Raw genomic sequence first — 16,662 nt, 5'->3', positions numbered from 1 at the left:
ATCCTGCTTGCACCTCAACGACTTATGGAGGAACCTTAGGTTTTATTTGCCGAGGGATAGGTATGGTTATTGGTCCATTTATTAATGGTGCAGCAATATTGGCCGGTGGTATTGCAGGGGCAATGTTGGGTCATAGGCTGCCGGAGCGGGTGCGCCTGGCATTGCCAATGACCTTTGGTATTACCTCGATGGGAATGGGCGTAGTGCTGATCGGCAAGGTCGCACATATGCCGGTGATGGTATTGGCACTGGTACTGGGAGCACTGCTTGGCGAGCTTTGCTACATCGAACGGGGCATCAGCCGCATCGGAGGCTGGGCCCGTAATCTGATGGCCCCCAAAGGCGCTGTCAGAGAGGACCAGAAAGAGTTTCTGGAGGCATATGTCGCCATTATCGTGCTGTTTTGTGCCAGCGGCACCGGCATCTTTGGCTCAATGCACGAAGGGATGACCGGGGATGCCAGCGTGCTGATCGCCAAATCGTTCCTCGATCTGTTCACCGCGCTGATTTTTGCTTCCACGCTTGGCCTGGCCGTGGCGTTGATCGCCGTCCCGCAGTTGGTCATCCAGCTAGCGCTGGCGTTTGGTGCCGTGTTCATCTTGCCGCTGACCACGCCGGCGATGCAGGCCGATTTCTCTGCCGTTGGCGGGTTAATGATGTTGGCCACCGGCTTGCGCATCTGCGGTATAAAGCTGTTCCCGGTAGCCAATATGCTGCCAGCATTGGTGTTGGCGATGCCGATTTCGGCGGCCTGGATCATGTTCTTCTGAGCGCCACTTTCCCAGTTTAAATTATCCTCCTCCTGGCGTAGCGAAAAATTGACGCTCAGCCAGGAGAGCAATGAAGATGGCGGAAAGTACCCGTCTGGCGTTTCCTTTCTGCCCTTGCCGCAATTTCCTGCGGCCATCAATGCAAGAAAAGTACCGCCCCCTGCGAAAATCGCTGTTGCTACCCCTTTTGGGTCGTAAACTCCTTGATACGATAGGCAATCCTTCCCCAAACCCGTGCAACTTGAACAAGCCGCCACTTTCACCAACTGTTAATGCTGACGCCCTACAAGCGACTCGCATTTTCAACGATTAACCGCGCGACATCGCCAGCCGTTCCCTGCTGCGCACGGTTAAATAACAATAAATTGACGTGAATGTGGAGCAATCAATGAGGATCACCATAGGTTCATTCATCCTGCAACAGCTGCGCGCCCTGAAAGTGGATCGCATCTACGGCGTACCCGGCGATTACAACCTGGCACTGCTGGAAACCATCGAGCACGATCAAGAGTGCGAATTCATTGGCAACTGTAACGAGCTGAACGCCGCTTACGCCGCCGACGGCTATGCCCGCCTCAAAGGCGCAGGGGCATTGATCACCACCTATGGCGTGGGCGATCTGGCGGCCCTGTCCGGCATTGCCGGAGCCTATGCAGAATCGGCCCCGGTAATTTGCATTGCAGGTACGCCACCGCTGCACGCCATGCAGGGCAATGCGCTGCTGCACCACTCCCTGGCAGACGGCAATTTTGATAACGTGATGAACTGTTTCCGGCAGTTCACCGTGGCGCAGGCGCTCATCACCCCGGAAAATGCCGCCACGGAGATCCCGCGAGTCATCGCCTGCGCCTGGCAACGCAAAAAGCCGGTTTACCTCCAGCTCCCTTCAGACATTTGTGAAGTGGAAATTGAGGTTGCCGATAATCCCGCTCCATATCGCTTACCAACCAGCGATGCCAGCCATCTACAGCTTGCCAGCGCCGCCCTGCTCGAACGGATTAACCGTGCTAAACGGCCAATCATCCTGATCGATCAGATGGTCGAACGATATCAACTTCAAACGCAGGTGTTAGCGCTGGCGGATAAATTCGCCATCCCGTTAACCAATATGCCCACGGCAAAATGCGCGATCTCCGAGAACACGCCGGGCTGGCAAGGTGGCTATAGCGGCGATCTATCTCGCCCCGAGCTGTTCGAGCTGATGGCCCAATCGGACTGCATCCTCAGCTTTGGCGTACGCCTGGTGGATTCCACTACCGGCTATTTCAGCCAGCAGATCCCAGAGCAGTCGGTGGTGGATATTCAGCCTTTTTCGCTGAAGCTGGATAACCTCTCCTATCCGGCGGTAACGGCAAGCGAGCTGCTGCAAGCTCTACTGGAGAAAGCTCCTGCCACCAGCCTGCCGCCGCTGAAGCCACTATCCGGACCACAGCAAAAACTGGCGACGCCAAGCAGCGAACCACTCGATCAGGACTATTTCTGGCAGCGGATACGGCGCTTTATTCAGGCGGATGACGTGCTGGTCGTTGAAAATGGCACCTCTGGTGCAGCGATCGGCGGCATGCGGATGCCAAACGGCGTTACCGTGGTCAACCAACCGATTTGGGGATCGATCGGCTATACCTTACCGGCATTGCTCGGCACGATGATGGCCGCGCCCGAACGCCGGCAGTTGCTGTTTATTGGTGATGGTTCTTTCCAGCTCACCGCCCAGGAACTCTCAACGCTGTTACGCCATGAGCAAAAGCCGATCGTCTTTTTGATCAATAACGACGGTTACACCATTGAGCGCTATATCCTTGGCGAAACGTCGTCTTATAACGATATCGGCTCGTGGGATTACGCCAAACTCCCGGCGGTGCTAAGCCCGCAAACCCAGGCGTTTTGCGTCGCGGTAGAAACCAGCCAACAGCTGGAGATGGCGCTGGAGCAGGCTTCGCGTCAGGACCAGTTGGCGTTTATCGAGGTGAAGTTGCCAATGATGGATTCCCCACCGGCGATGAAAGAGTTCTGCCGCCGCTGCAACAGCTTTAACTTTGGGCTACACAACCCAAGGCGCATTGCCTGATAAAACCAGGGCCTGGCGCAGGGATACCGCCAGGCCAAACTGAACGGGTATACTGTGCTCCTCTCAACGGCTAGGCAAAAGGCCATTAAAGATGTATTTTATATACATCAAATATAGAGGAACATCATGATGGATCAGCAGACCCCCCTGCCAGAAAACTATTACACCCAAAAATACTCCCTGACGGCCACCCATTCCGAAGTCCTTGAGGCCGCCAAACTGATCGTGCCCGGCAAGACGCTGGATCTGGGCTGTGGCAGCGGCCGCAATTCGCTGTATCTCAACCTGAAAGGCTTTGATGTTACCGCCTGGGACAAAAACGCTGCGTCGATCGCCGCGATAAACCAGATCATAGCCACCGAGCAGCTTTCACACATCAGCGCCAGCGAGCAAGATCTCAATACTCATCGCTTTAGCGGCCAGTACGACTTCATCTTGTCTACCGTGGTGTTTATGTTCCTGGATCGCCAGCAGATCCCACGCATCGTGCGCAATATGCAAGACAGCACGGTTAAAGGGGGCTACAACCTGATCGTCGCGGCCATGGATACGCCAGATTACCCTTGCACGGTGCCCTTCTCATTCACCTTCAAGCCGGATGAGTTAAAAGAGTATTACCGAGATTGGGACATCATCAAATATAACGAGAACCCCGGCGAACTGCACCGCGTAGATGCCGATGGCAACCGCATCAAACTGCGTTTCGCCACCTTGTTGGCGCGTAAATAGTCCGCAAGTGTCACGCAGTACAAACCAAATGTCAGGCAGATGAAAACCGCACTGGGCATAACGCTATAGACTGTTAAGAGTAACGATCCGTTTATTCCCTTAGGAGGGCGTATGCCTAATGTGACCATACTGGACAGCGTAGTCCGTTTCCTCGATCGTCAGCATGGCCTGTATATCAACGGCCAGTGGCAAACCTCACAGGCCGAATCGCGGCTGGCGGTCTATAACCCAGCCGACGGCAAAAAAATCTCCTGCACCGCCGATGCCAACGCCGCCGACGTGGAACTGGCCGTCATCTCGGCCCATCAGGCCTTTACCGCTGGCGTTTGGGCACAGCGCCTACCCGCCGAACGTGAGCGCATTTTACTGCGCTTCGCCGATCTGGTTGAGCAACACGCCGAGGAGCTGGCCCAGTTGGAAACCCTGGAACAGGGGAAATCCATCAACATCTCTCGCGCCTTTGAAGTGGGTTGCACACTGAACTGGATGCGCTATACCGCCGGGCTGACCACCAAGATCGTCGGCCAAACCCTGGATGTCTCCATTCCGATGCCGCCGGGAGCCAAATATCAGGTCTATACCCGCAAGGAGCCGATCGGCGTAGTGGCCGGGATTGTCCCCTGGAACTTCCCGCTGCTGATTGGCATGTGGAAGGTGATGCCAGCGCTGGCTGCGGGCTGTTCTATCGTCATCAAACCGTCTGAAACTACGCCTCTTACCCTGCTGCGAATAGCTGAGCTAGCCAGCGAGGCAGGCGTACCACCGGGCGTGTTTAACGTGGTGACCGGCAAGGGAGCTGTCTGCGGTAAGGCGCTGACGGAACATCCGCTAATCGCCAAAGTGAGCTTTACCGGCTCCACGCCGGTGGGAAAAGGGATCGCACGCGCAGCGGCGGATCGGTTAACCCGAGTCACGTTAGAATTGGGCGGTAAAAACCCGGCCATCGTGCTGAAAGATGCCGATCTGCAACAGGTGATCGAAGGATTGATGGCCGGCAGCTTCCTCAACCAGGGGCAGGTCTGCGCCGCCAGCTCACGTATCTATATCGAAGCACCGATTTACGATCGGCTGGTCGCCGGTTTTGAACAGGCAGTGAAGTCGCTTTCTGTCGGGCCGGGGATGGATGGCAACGCCCAGATCAACCCACTGGTGTCCAAAGAGCACCGCAACAAGGTGGCCGCCTATCTGGATGATGCCCGCAGCAAACACGCCGAGTTGATCACCGGTGCCGCCGGGCCAGACTTACAAGGCTTCTATATTCCCCCAACGCTGGTGATCAATCCCGATGACAGCCTGAACCTGGCGCGGGAAGAAGTGTTTGGCCCGGTCGTCAACCTGATCCGCGTGGCGGATGCCGAGGAAGCGCTGCAGAAGGCCAACGATACCGACTATGGCCTGACAGCCAGCCTGTGGACCACCAGCCTGCAAGCGGCGATGGCTTATACGCCACGCATTCAGGCGGGCACGGTGTGGGTCAACACTCATACGTTAATCGATGCCAACATGCCGTTTGGCGGCTTCAAGCAGTCTGGCAGCGGCCGTGATTTCGGCCCGGATTGGTTGGATGCTTATACAGAATCCAAATCGGTGTGTATTCGTTACTAACCGCGCTGCATCCGTTAAAAAGTAGGGGGCGAATTCTCATTCGCCCCCCTGTTTTATGGATAACTCAAAAAACTATTGCTGCTTTTGCCCGTTCAGATTCAGCGTTGGTGTTTCATCGAAAAAGTTCCACGGTTTGAGCAACGCGTGCACCCACTCGGTTGGCATAATCGGCCACTCTTCCGCTCGCGCCACATGGGTGGTGCCGGTGGTGAGCCAGACCACGTCGTCGGTGTTGTCTATCGGCTGATTGTCCGCCGTGTATTGGCCCAGCCCGGTATCGTGGATCGAGCGGTTCGGGTATTTGCCTTCCGGATAACGCTCATTCGGGTTGTAGCGGGTCACCCACAGTTGCCGATCCATAAAGCTCAGACGGTGGTAAATCCATTCCTCCTTGCCAAAATTGGCTCCCTTGGCGATCGGGTGCGTCCCTCCCGCATACGGTATCAACTGATAGGAAACCGGGTTACCCATCTTGTTCAACCGGCTCGGGTTGCTGAGCAAGCGGATAGTGGAAGGATCGAATTTCTGTGCCGCCTGCTGTTCGGTGGTGACCTTCACCTGATCGACCTGCATGGTGCTGGAACGCGGGCCACCCCGATCGTTAGGCTTCACATCCGGGTTCAACTCCACCAGGCTGTTATTTTCGCCATCGACATCCATATCCAGCCGGAAGTTGTAAATGTGCTGGTGGGTGGTGCCGACAATGTTGTGATCGATTAGCGTGCCGTATTGCGTATCCTGCTTGGCGGTCGGATCCTGCATGGTTCTGGCTTTCACCCCTTTTACCGCTTCGATCCCCGTAGCCCCAGCGTCGATACCAATGGTGCCGTTCTGGTGGAATACCCAGTCGAAGATGTAATCGTAGTTGCCCACCGTACTGATCCAGCGCACCACCAGTTCACGGCGTTCGGTGCTGATATTCGGCTGCCCCATTTCCTGATGCTTGTACTCTGGCCCGGCGTAACGCTCAAAGATGGCGATGGCACGTGGAATATCGGTCGGCTTACCGGTGTAATCGGCAATGGTCTCATCCAGCAAGACCGCGTTTTGCGGTGCATCTTTGCCAAGGGCAATCGGTGAGGTAAGCGTGCCCATGCCGTAATCCCCGGCATCCAGATAGGCTTTGAAATACCAGCCCACGTCCGGATCGCCATAAGGCACGATCATGCCCCCCAATGACCCTTCATACATCACCTTGCGCTTACGGCCATTGTCGTTATAGGTCACGGTTGAAATCACCGGCCCGACGCGGGAATTCAGATGCAGGTGGAAATCCCAGTTCTGCCAGTGGATAGTGTTGCCGGTGATGGTGTAGTTTTTGCCTTCCGGCTCTATGATATCCAACGGTTTGATTTTCGGGGCCTTGCGGTCGCGTCCGTCGTACGGCGTTGGCTTCATCGGCACCGGGATCACCGGCCCCTCTTCAATTTTGATGATTTTCTTCTGTTCGAGGTCGACCACTGCTACCAGGTTTTCGATCGGATGAGCCCAGTAGTTGCCATCACCAACGTCGAGATAGCTGACCACTTTCAGCAGGCGTTGGTCCTGCTGCAGGCCATCTTTGCCGTCAAAATAACCCACGGTCAGCGGCGTGGTAATCACTTTGCTCGGGTCCGTAACGCCATGTTTGTTCAAGGCTTCGGCATACGCTTTACTGGCGTTGATTATGCTCTGAACGCTGGCGAAGTCATCCAGCAGCACCATTCCCTGAGCATCTTTGATCGGCTGCCAGGACAGCACCTTTTTCTGTTGCAGATCGACCACGGTTTCAATCACATGTACCCCGTCGAGCAGCGTGATGTCGGCCTGCCGGGGCTGCTGTACGTCGCGACCGCTTAGCACGAACTGCCAGACCTGGCTTTTTTCCGGTTCACGCAGCGAGATTTCGGTAAAGCGCACGTTGTTTTTATACTGCGGAGCCGCCTTGATGATAGCGACCGCCGCGTTAATCTCCGCCGCACTCAACGGATTTAGCGGATGGGCCCGGTGCTCTACCGCAAAGGTCTGATCCAGGCCGGACTGGAACACCTCGTTGATAAACTCGTCGGACATATAGGCCGTTTTACCCTTGAACACCACCGGCACCTGTAATCTCAGCGGCTTGCCGTTAACGATGGCTTCGCGGCTATCCGGTTTGACCTTCACATAGGCGCCATCTTTAACGATCACGAACATGCGGGCGTAGTCATCCCACTGCACACTAGCACCAAACTCCTCCAACGTTTTTTGCAAAGGCACCATATGTGCCGCGGCACCATGAGCCAACGCCGCTGGCTGCCAACCCGCGCCGATCAGCAAGCCTAACGCCAGCGCAATCGCCGCTGGCAGGCGTTTGGTTTTGATTCTTGTTGTGTTAGCTACCATCTTTCCCCCGTCACCCATCAAAGAGACATTACCGCCGTTGTTGTTGTGATGAGCCCGTTTTACGGGGCCCCAATTCACCATAGCAACTCTTCACTGGGGATATTTTGTTGTGCTTGCCATCCGATTTGTCACTCCTGACAATCTGCTGGCAAATCATCCAGGCGGGGTTACAGATACTGCTTGCGGTACGCGCTCGGCGAGACGCCAAAACGGGCCTTGAAGGCGGTGGAGAAATGGCTGTGATCGGTAAATCCCCAGTCATAACCAATATTGGCCAGCTTTTGCCGCTCCTTGGTCTGGCGCAAAACCTGGGCGCAGAGATCCAGACGACGGTTTTTAATGTACTGCGCCACCACCAGCCCCTTGCGGGCAAATAGCCGGTACAGGCTACGCACGGAGACGCCGATCTCACTGGCAACCCATTCTGGGCGCAGCTGTTCGGACTGAATATGCTGATCGATAAACGCCAGCGAACGGGTAAAAATGCGCTCGTGGCTATCTTGCCCCTCGTCTTGCTCCATCAAGGCAGGCTGTAACAAGGTGGCCACGGCGTTAAGCACCGCTTCGCTCTCCAGGCGGCTCATCTGCGCATTCTGCATACTGCCCAACACCAACTGCTGGCTGAGCTTAGCCACTGCGTTATCGGCAGCAATACGCCGTGCACCGGGCAGATCGGTAAAACGCAGTTGCTGCTCGAGATAACTACGCGGCAGCAGCAGTGATAACTGTCGGGAACCCTGTTGGTAGGTAAAGCTGCTGGGCTGCGCGGCATCGATCAGGGTGATATCCCCGGCAGACAGCACCGCCTGCCGATCGCCCTGCTCCATAACCGACTGGCCACGCAGTTGGAATACGGTAAAAAAGTGGCAACCGTCACTTTGCTCTACTTCGCGGCGGGTGCGATAAAGTCGGGTCTGGGCAGCATCGACTATGCTCAGGCGTAATGCATGGGAGTGGAACTCCTGGATCGCACCGGCAAACCCAGGTGCCAGGGTTTTGGCACAAAACCGGCCACAGGCAGAATTGATTTGGCCTAACCACTGTTCAAAACTGGCATCAGCGAGCCGGGTAGCAACCACCATGATTAACCCCTTGAAACATAAGTAACAAAAGAGAACAGGCTTATCGTACTGAGCAGCATGCCCCGGTAGCTGCGGCAAGTTGGGCATCAGTCAGAAAATCAACATAACAAACCGATAACATACGTTCAACATTGTTCAGGGGGTTTGATGCCGGGATCACAAACTACAGAGAGAGGATAACTGTCATCGCGGGGATAATTGCTATAAATAATCGCAGAAAGAAGAAGAGAATGTGGGGAATAAAGGAAAGGTACAACACCATCCATAGTGCCGTACCTTAACGATTACTTGCGATTAAGCACCGCAGCGAGCCAGATCGGCTGGTTCACGAGTCAAAAATTCACCGAACTTGCCTTGGCAGGTGGCAACGCGACGGCAAACGGTTACCGCAGAAGAACCGCTACCTGTGGTTTGACGCTCATAGGTAATAACACAGCCAAGTGCATAACCGCCAACAACATTTGAAACTTCAGATGCGTTTAATTTTTTCATAAATATATCCTTATAGTAATTACCAAAATGAACTTGCAATATTTTGCTAGAAAACAACCTTAATTTGACGAGATATAGTCGTCTTAAAGCGATTAAATTATAATAATAGAATAAATCCACAGTCAACATTAAAGCCTTACCAACACCACGTTATGGATTGGTCTCAATTAAAAACAAGAATAATCCACCATTAAAACCCTAAACATACATTCATTATATGATTAATAAAAAAATATCGGATACAAGATATTACAATATCGGCAATAGCAATAAACCCAGCTGACCAGTTATCATCGTATTGGACTTTATTGAATAGAGTTCATCCTGGTAAGTCCCCAACAGCAGACTAAACACGAGTTGATTACGTGATCTATATCACTGTATAAATAAACAGTGTATGTAACATAACCAATCAGGCACGACAAGAATCAATACCACTGGAGAATACCATGAATAAAAATATCGTTAGCTGGTTTGAAATTTATGTTACTGATATGCCCCGAGCAAAGAAGTTCTATGAGGCAGTATTCAACACGCAGTTAGAAAAGCTGGAAACCGAGGGCATGGAATACCTGATGTTCCCTTACCAGGAAGGTGGGGAAGGGTCTGGCGGCGCACTGGTTAAAATGGCTGGCGTGCCAGTTGGAGCTGGCGGCACCATGGTTTATCTGTCATGTGAAGATTGCGCCGTAGAAGAAAGCCGCATTGTGCCAAACGGCGGTGAAATCCTGAAAGAAAAATTTGCCATCGGCGAAAATGGTTTTATTTCCATCGCCAAAGATAGTGAAGGCAACGTGATTGGCCTGCATTCCATGAAATAATACTGTCTGACTATAACAATACGCAAATGATGCCCCTCACCCTAGCCCTCTCCCAGAGGGAGAGGGGATCAGATCGAGTTCATTGATTGTTCTGCATAATCCCCTACCTTGTTTTTTCTTACTCCCTGGTGGGGTTCTGAAAATTCGGCGACACACCATGGATGAGGGAGCGATCGTGTTTTCTGAGATTATCTATTTACGTCCAAAAGAGCCGTTCGAGTTCATTGATTGCTCTGCATAATCCCCTACCTTGCTTCTTCTTACTCTCTGGTGTGGTTCTGAAAATTCAGCGACACACCAGGGATAAGGGAGCGTTCGAGTTTTCTGAGATTATCTATTTACGTCCAAAAGAGCCGTTCGAGTTCATTGATTGCTCTGCATAATCCCCTACCTTGCTTTTTCTTACTCCCTGGTGGGGTTCTGAAAATTCGGCGACACACCATGGATGACGGAGCGATCGTGTTTTCTGAGATTATCTATTTACGTCCAAAAGAGCTGGGGCTATCAGCTCCCTCTCCCTGTGGGAGAGGGTTGGGGTGAGGGGAACAACCAAATAGCTGCATTTATTACCCCCTCCTCTGTAGCTTATTAATAAATTTGACAAAAAGTAACTTTTGTCATTTATTTGATGCCGCTGTTCGCTCAGCCACACCCGCCATCAAATCAGATAAAAAAACTGACTGAGGCCGATAAAAACTATTTTTTATTTCACCAGGAAGGGAATATGCCGCTACATTTACGCCATTTAGTCTTGATACCGCTATTAACGTTGGTGGCTTGCCATCAACCCACTGCTACCAACCCCACCCATTCCCTCACCGCTACGGCTAAAAATTCACCGGCGGTGGTAAGCAATGCCCGGTTGGAAATCTCGCAAAGTGCGCTGGAATATAACACCCACAAGATTCAGCAACTGTTGGGCGATAAAACGACCCTTTGCGCCATTTTGAAAGGGGATGCCTATGGGCACGACCTGTCGCTGGTGGCCCCCGTGATGATCAAGAATCACGTACAGTGCATTGGCGTGGCCAGTAATCAAGAGCTGCAAACCGTGCGCGAACTCGGCTTTAAGGGCCGCCTGATGCGCGTGCGCAATGCTACGGAAGCAGAGATGCGCCAAGCTACTGACTATGACACCGAAGAGCTGATCGGCAATCTGGAAATGGCGAAGCGCCTGGATGCCATTGCCGCTCAGCAGGGCAAAACTCTACGTTTCCATTTGGCATTGAACTCTGGCGGCATGTCACGTAACGGTCTGGAAGTCGGCGATCGCGCCGGATTGGCAGAAGCCAAGGCTATCTCAGCACTACCCCATCTGAAAATGGTCGGCATCATGTCCCACTATCCTGAGGAAGATGCGGCGGCGGTGCGCAAGGATCTCGCCCGCTTCAAGGTTCAATCTCAGCAGGTGCTAGACATTACCGGGATCAAACGCAGCGACGTGACCTTACACGTTGCCAATACCTTCGCTACCCTCACCGTACCAGAGTCCTGGCTTGATATGGTGCGCGTTGGCGGGGTGTTTTATGGCGATACCATTGCCAGTAACGACTATAAACGCGTGATGACCTTCAAGTCATCCATCGCGGCACTCAACCATTACCCTAAGGGCAATACCGTCGGTTACGACCGCACCTACACGCTGAAACGTGATTCGGTGTTGGCCAATATCCCGGTGGGCTATGCAGACGGCTATCGCCGAGTGTTCAGCAATGCCGGTCATGTACTGATCCAGGGGCAACGGGTGCCGGTGGTGGGTAAAACCTCGATGAATACCGTGATGGTAGATGTGACCGGGCTAAAGAACGTCAATCCTGGTGATGAGGTGGTGTTCTTCGGTAAGCAGGGTAATGCAGAGATCACCGCCACCGAAGTTGAAGACATCAGCGGCGCGTTGTTTACCGAGATGTCGATCCTTTGGGGCGCGACCAATAAGCGCGTATTGGTGGATTAATTAACTCCCCCAGGCAAAGGCTTGCGCCGTGAGCTGGGGGAAATCTATACCGTTTACTCGTCGAAGAACCAGTACCCCTGATTAACCAGACCGGTTAACTCGGCAACAAACGCCGGGTTTTGCAGCGCGCTACCCAGTTCTTTTTTGCCAAGTAGGGTGTAACGGCATAGGGCATCGGCGGCTTTAGGCTCGACGGTATCCAGGCGTTCGCTATTGATAAAGAAGCTGCCGCCAACCTCCAGCACCCTTAAGCCACTCAGGCGAGTCAGGACGGCACCGTCCATCAGCGCTTCGGCAACCTCATCCTGCTCGTAAGGCGGTTGCGCTGGGGCAATATCCAACTCGTGGCGCGGCGTGGTCACGAAACGACCAAACCACTGTTTAAAATCTTCCGGCTGATTAATCATCTCGGTCATCATGCTGCGCAGGCGATCAAGCTCATATTCTTCAACCCGGCCAGGGTGTTCCCGGCAGGTTAAATCAGGATCGCTGTAGTGCTCGCCACCGAGATCGTTTTCCAGCGCATAGTCCGCAAAGCTGCTGATGAGGTCCCTGCCGTTAGGGCCACGGAAGCCAACGGAGTAGTTAAGCGCGGTTTGGTGGGTAAAGCCGTCGTGCGGGAAGCCCGGCGGAATATACAAGATATCACCCGGCTCCAGATCTTCATCGATAATCGGCTCGAAAGGTTCCACGTGCAGCAGCGCCGGATGCGGGCAAAACTGCTTCAGCGGCAGTTTGTCACCCACGCGCCAGCGGCGGCTCCCCATGCCCTGAATGATGAATACGTCGTACTGATCGATATGTGGCCCTACGCCGCCGCCAGGTACCGAGAAGGAGATCATCAGATCGTCCAACCGCCAATCCGGTAACACGCGGAACGGGGTCACCAACTCCGCTGACGGGGCATGCCAATGGTTAACCGCCTGGGCCAGCAGCGACCAACCGGTTTCTCCCAGGTTATCAAAATGCTCGAACGGCCCGTGGCTAGCCTGCCATTGGCCATTGGTTTGGCTGACCAGACGGCTGTCTACCTCAACCTCCATCGCCAGGCCAGCCAACTCGTCCGGGGTGATCGGATCGACAAAGTTCGGGAAGGCATTTTTTAACACCACAGGTTGTTTTTGCCAGTATTTCTCTAAAAACTCGGGCCAGTTAAGATTCAGTTGATAAGCCATGGGTCCACACCAGTGAGAAGACAAACGGGCCTGATTATAAAGAGGCTGACACAGGTGGCGCCTTGTCATTGGTCAATGACTGGGCGTTCAATCAGGCGAAAATGATGCCCCTCACCCCAACCCTCTCCCACAGGGAGAGGGAGCTGATACGGCGCTGTAGTCAAGTATGGGAGGCGATCTGTAGCATCAACGGCCAGACTCAAAGGGGCGCTGCATGCTGCGCCCATTTGGATAATCAATGGTTAGCTGGCGCCCTCTGTTACCCCCTATACAGGGTCAGAGTCAGGTGCAGGAAGCAATTTGCAGCATATTTCGCCTCCCTTAAACGAAAAAAGCAGATTGAAGTGGGTTATTACCCACCGCAACCTGCCTGGTGATTCAGTGCTTGGTCAAATAATGATTAATGCACTTGCTTGTCATCGACAAAAATATGGTGCGAGGAGCGTGCACGCGGGTGGATAAAGAAATGCCCTTCTGGCGCAGAATCCGTGCTTACAGGCACCAGCTTGAGGTTGGTCGCCTTCAGGCGTTTATCATGCAGCGCATAGATAATGAACGGGATAGCCACTACCACCAGGAAACACACCACCAGCATAGTCACGTACATATGGTTGGCTTCTACCCCAGCCAGACCTGAAGGCGGGAAGAACGAAACCACAAAGGCAACCGCAGAGATCAGCAAACCAATAGTAGCCACGGCAAGCTTGACCATTTTGCCCCCCGGAATATTGAAGACACGTTCGTTTTCCGGCTGTTTGCGTACCAGTTTGATGTAGCCCAGGAACAGCAGGAAATAGCTGCACAGGTAGATCACCACGGTCAACGCCAGCGCAATCAGGAAGGACATGTTATTGCCGCCCCCGGTGTTAGTCAGGACAATCAGCGCAATCGAGGTAATCACCAACTGAGAAATCACCAGTACGACAGGCACACCATTCTTGTTCATTTTGGCAAAGCGAGCAGGCAAGATCCCTTGTTGTGCGGTAACCAGCATGCCGCGAGACGGGCCAACAATCCAGGCGGCGATTTCTGCCAACACGCCCAACAGCAGCAGTGCAGCAATGACGCGCACAGCCCATTCAAACTGCGGACCGAAGTGCGAGATCAACACGCTGAAGGTTTGCATCACCCCCGCAGAAAGGTTGATTTCACCATGTGGGATCACCGCTGCGATAGAAAGCCCGCCGACAGAACTTAAACAAATCGCCGCAACCATCAGCAGCAGCATGGCAAGCGGGTAATCCCGGCCTGGGTTTTTCATCTCGTTGACGTGAGTCGCCGAGGCTTCAACGCCCATATAGCTCAGGATAAACGCCACGAACACTACCAGCGTGCCCATTTGGGTAAAGTCTGGGAAGAAAGTAGAGGCGTTCATTTCGATGGCCAACGGCGCACCAGAATGCAGATAGCTGACGGACAGGATCACCAGGACAGCCGCCGGTAACAGGATGCCGGCAAAGAAGCCAATCTTGGCAATACGCGCGGTGTTTTTGGTACCACCGAACTGGGTGAAAGCCAATCCCCACAAGATGACCAATGCAGCGACGGTTTTAACGATCGGGTCTTCGTTCAGTTCAGGCCACTTGAGGATATAAGACAGCGCCCCCAGCACAAAATAGAGCATAGGGATGAAACCTATGGCAATTTGCAGATAGCCAAAAGAGATGGCGGCAAAGCCCCATTTCTCACCCAAAGTTTTAGACACCCAGGTGAATACCCCGCCTTCCTGCCACCCTTTTACGGTCGCCATCTCGGCGGCACATAGACCGACGGGAATAAACCATAAGAACCCGCCTAACAGCAGGAAGAAGATGAGAGAAAAACCCGAGGTTGCAAAGGTCGGATATTCATAAACCGCCATCACCATAGATGCGGTAATAGCAAAAAAGCCTAACAACGTTAATTGTTTTGGAGCGGCGCTTTTTTCTGTGCTCGCCATAACGATTCTCCTGCAGGAAGAGGTTACTCTTTCCAGCGAATATTGGTGGGGAAAAAAGCGGGGCTGGCATCAGCGCCGCCCCGAAATAATAAAACCCTGGCCTTAGCCGTGATGGAACCCGCTGCCTTGTTGCGCAGACACTGGGTTGATGACAGGGTGATTCTCGAATTCAATCAGCGCCCTTTTGATATCTTCGATCAGCAGGCAACCGAGGTCGTAGCTCACGCCGTGGCGCACCAGGATGCGTTGAATTACCAGATCTTCACGGTGTGTTGGCATCGAATAGGCCGGAACCTGCCAACCGCGAGCGCGCAGTTTTTCCGCCAGATCGTAAAGGGTATAACCACCTATCGCCGCACCGTCTTTCAATTTCCACGCCAGCGCCGGGATGCCCTTATCGCTGTCACCATCAAACAGGATTTCAAACGGCCCTAACTTGCCAATCTCGGCCGCCAAATGCTGAGCCGTGGCGTAGCAAGCGCTGTGGATTTTGGCGTAGCCTTCGCGGCCAAGGCGCAGGAAGTTGTAATACTGCGCAACGATCTGGCCACCGGGGCGTGAGAAGTTCAGCGCGAAGGTTGGCATGTTGCCACCGAGATAGTTGACGTTGAAAATCAGCTCTTCAGGTAAATCCGCCGCTTCACGCCATACCACCCAGCCTGCACCCAGCGGCGCCAAACCAAATTTATGACCGGATGAGTTAATGGATTTCACCCGTGGCAGACGGAAGTCCCACTCCAGTTCTGGCGAGCAGAATGGAGCCAGGAAAGCGCCGCTGGCACCATCGATATGCATCGGAATATCCAGGCCGGTTTCCTGCTGCAGGCGATCCAGCGCATCACTGACCTCTTTCACCGGCTCGTACTGGCAGGTGAACGTCACGCCCAGCGTTGGCACGACACCGATGGTGTTTTCGTCAACGCGCTTGAGCACTTCTTCCGCGTTCATGATCAGACGTTCGCCTTCCAGCGGGATTTCACGCAGTTCTACGTCAAAGTAACGAGCAAACTTGTGCCAGCAGATCTGCACTGGGCCACAAATCAGGTTTGGTTTATCGCTAGGCAACCCCTGCTCAGCACGCTTTTTGCGCCACTGCCATTTCAGCGCCAGCCCACCCAACATGGCGGCTTCCGAGGAACCGATGGTTGAACAGCCAAGGGTGGTTTCCGGCGTTGGCGAATTCCACAGGTCGGCCAGCATTCTGACGCAGCGAGCTTCAATTTCGGCCGTTTGCGGATATTCGTCTTTATCGATCATGTTCTTGTCGATAGACAAATCCATCAGTTCGCGAATTTCGTCATCCACCCAGGTCTGACAAAATGTCGCCAGATTTTGGCGGGAATTACCGTCCAGCATCAGTTCATCACGGATGGCATTAAAGACGTTACGTGGATTACGCTCGGTAATGGGGAAGGTTGACTTAGGTAATTTACCCGCCAAATCTACGGACGCGTAAACATCATCATTTTCATTATAAGCCGGGGTGTTATTTGCCTTATTCATAATAATAACCTTTTAATATAGACCTACTAATCAAGAATTAAATTCGCGATATCAGGCAGCATAAATAGCGTTATTATTTGAACGCTACGTTCGCCGCAAAACTTGATAAGGATATTAAAACAGGCATCGTTTCGAAGATATGAGAGGGATTGGTAATTAC

General features: G+C 53.3%; 12 protein-coding genes. 6 read left to right on the top strand and 6 right to left on the bottom strand.

Annotated elements, in window-relative coordinates:
- The first annotated feature begins 62 nt into the window (after positions 1–62).
- The 4 genes from N6G83_RS31165 to N6G83_RS31150 all read left to right on the top strand — a co-directional run bounded on the left by N6G83_RS31165 (position 63) and on the right by N6G83_RS31150 (position 5,172).
- Positions 63–770 (top strand): DUF554 domain-containing protein, encoded by a 708-nt coding sequence (locus tag N6G83_RS31165; protein ID WP_024483879.1) that lies wholly within the window; start codon positions 63–65, stop codon positions 768–770.
- Positions 771–1,158: 388 nt separating this feature from the next.
- Positions 1,159–2,838, top strand: coding sequence for an alpha-keto acid decarboxylase family protein (locus tag N6G83_RS31160; protein ID WP_211136015.1), 1,680 nt, complete (start codon positions 1,159–1,161; stop codon positions 2,836–2,838).
- 126 nt (positions 2,839–2,964) lie between these two features.
- On the top strand, positions 2,965–3,567 hold the full coding sequence (gene tehB / locus N6G83_RS31155; RefSeq protein ID WP_409529728.1) for a tellurite resistance methyltransferase TehB: 603 nt from the start codon (positions 2,965–2,967) through the stop codon (positions 3,565–3,567).
- Positions 3,568–3,678: 111 nt separating this feature from the next.
- A complete protein-coding gene (locus N6G83_RS31150) occupies positions 3,679–5,172 on the top strand; it encodes an aldehyde dehydrogenase family protein (protein ID WP_211136016.1) in 1,494 nt (497 codons plus the stop codon).
- 72 nt (positions 5,173–5,244) lie between these two features.
- Here the strand turns inward: N6G83_RS31150 and tynA are convergent, their stop codons facing one another.
- From tynA to N6G83_RS31135, 3 genes are all read right to left on the bottom strand, one after another.
- A complete protein-coding gene (gene tynA / locus N6G83_RS31145; protein WP_260524083.1) occupies positions 5,245–7,536 on the bottom strand; it encodes a primary-amine oxidase in 2,292 nt (763 codons plus the stop codon).
- Positions 7,537–7,703: 167 nt separating this feature from the next.
- Complete coding sequence (gene feaR / locus N6G83_RS31140) at positions 7,704–8,618, bottom strand: transcriptional regulator FeaR (RefSeq protein WP_211136618.1); 915 nt, start codon at positions 8,616–8,618, stop codon at positions 7,704–7,706.
- A 294-nt stretch (positions 8,619–8,912) separates the two neighbouring features.
- A complete protein-coding gene (locus N6G83_RS31135) occupies positions 8,913–9,110 on the bottom strand; it encodes a DUF4762 family protein (protein ID WP_074030732.1) in 198 nt (65 codons plus the stop codon).
- Positions 9,111–9,559: 449 nt separating this feature from the next.
- Here N6G83_RS31135 and N6G83_RS31130 point away from each other — a divergent pair, with 449 nt between their 5' ends.
- Together N6G83_RS31130 and alr are read left to right on the top strand one after the other, a co-directional pair.
- Complete coding sequence (locus N6G83_RS31130) at positions 9,560–9,931, top strand: VOC family protein (protein WP_024528704.1); 372 nt, start codon at positions 9,560–9,562, stop codon at positions 9,929–9,931.
- Between the two features lie 724 nt (positions 9,932–10,655).
- On the top strand, positions 10,656–11,885 hold the full coding sequence (gene alr / locus N6G83_RS31125; protein WP_211135717.1) for an alanine racemase: 1,230 nt from the start codon (positions 10,656–10,658) through the stop codon (positions 11,883–11,885).
- A 53-nt stretch (positions 11,886–11,938) separates the two neighbouring features.
- On the opposite strand, the gene N6G83_RS31120 is transcribed toward alr, so the two are convergent.
- The 3 genes from N6G83_RS31120 to N6G83_RS31110 all read right to left on the bottom strand — a co-directional run bounded on the left by N6G83_RS31120 (position 11,939) and on the right by N6G83_RS31110 (position 16,502).
- Complete coding sequence (locus N6G83_RS31120) at positions 11,939–13,060, bottom strand: cupin domain-containing protein (protein WP_199061352.1); 1,122 nt, start codon at positions 13,058–13,060, stop codon at positions 11,939–11,941.
- A gap of 400 nt (positions 13,061–13,460) precedes the next feature.
- A complete protein-coding gene (gene gadC, locus N6G83_RS31115; protein ID WP_074030721.1) occupies positions 13,461–14,999 on the bottom strand; it encodes a glutamate:gamma-aminobutyrate antiporter in 1,539 nt (512 codons plus the stop codon).
- Between the two features lie 102 nt (positions 15,000–15,101).
- Positions 15,102–16,502, bottom strand: coding sequence for a glutamate decarboxylase (locus N6G83_RS31110; RefSeq protein ID WP_260524082.1), 1,401 nt, complete (start codon positions 16,500–16,502; stop codon positions 15,102–15,104).
- Positions 16,503–16,662: the final 160 nt, after the last annotated feature.

Source organism: Serratia sp. PL7 (assembly GCF_945957435.1).
This window is presented reverse-complemented; position numbering and strand designations above follow the sequence as displayed.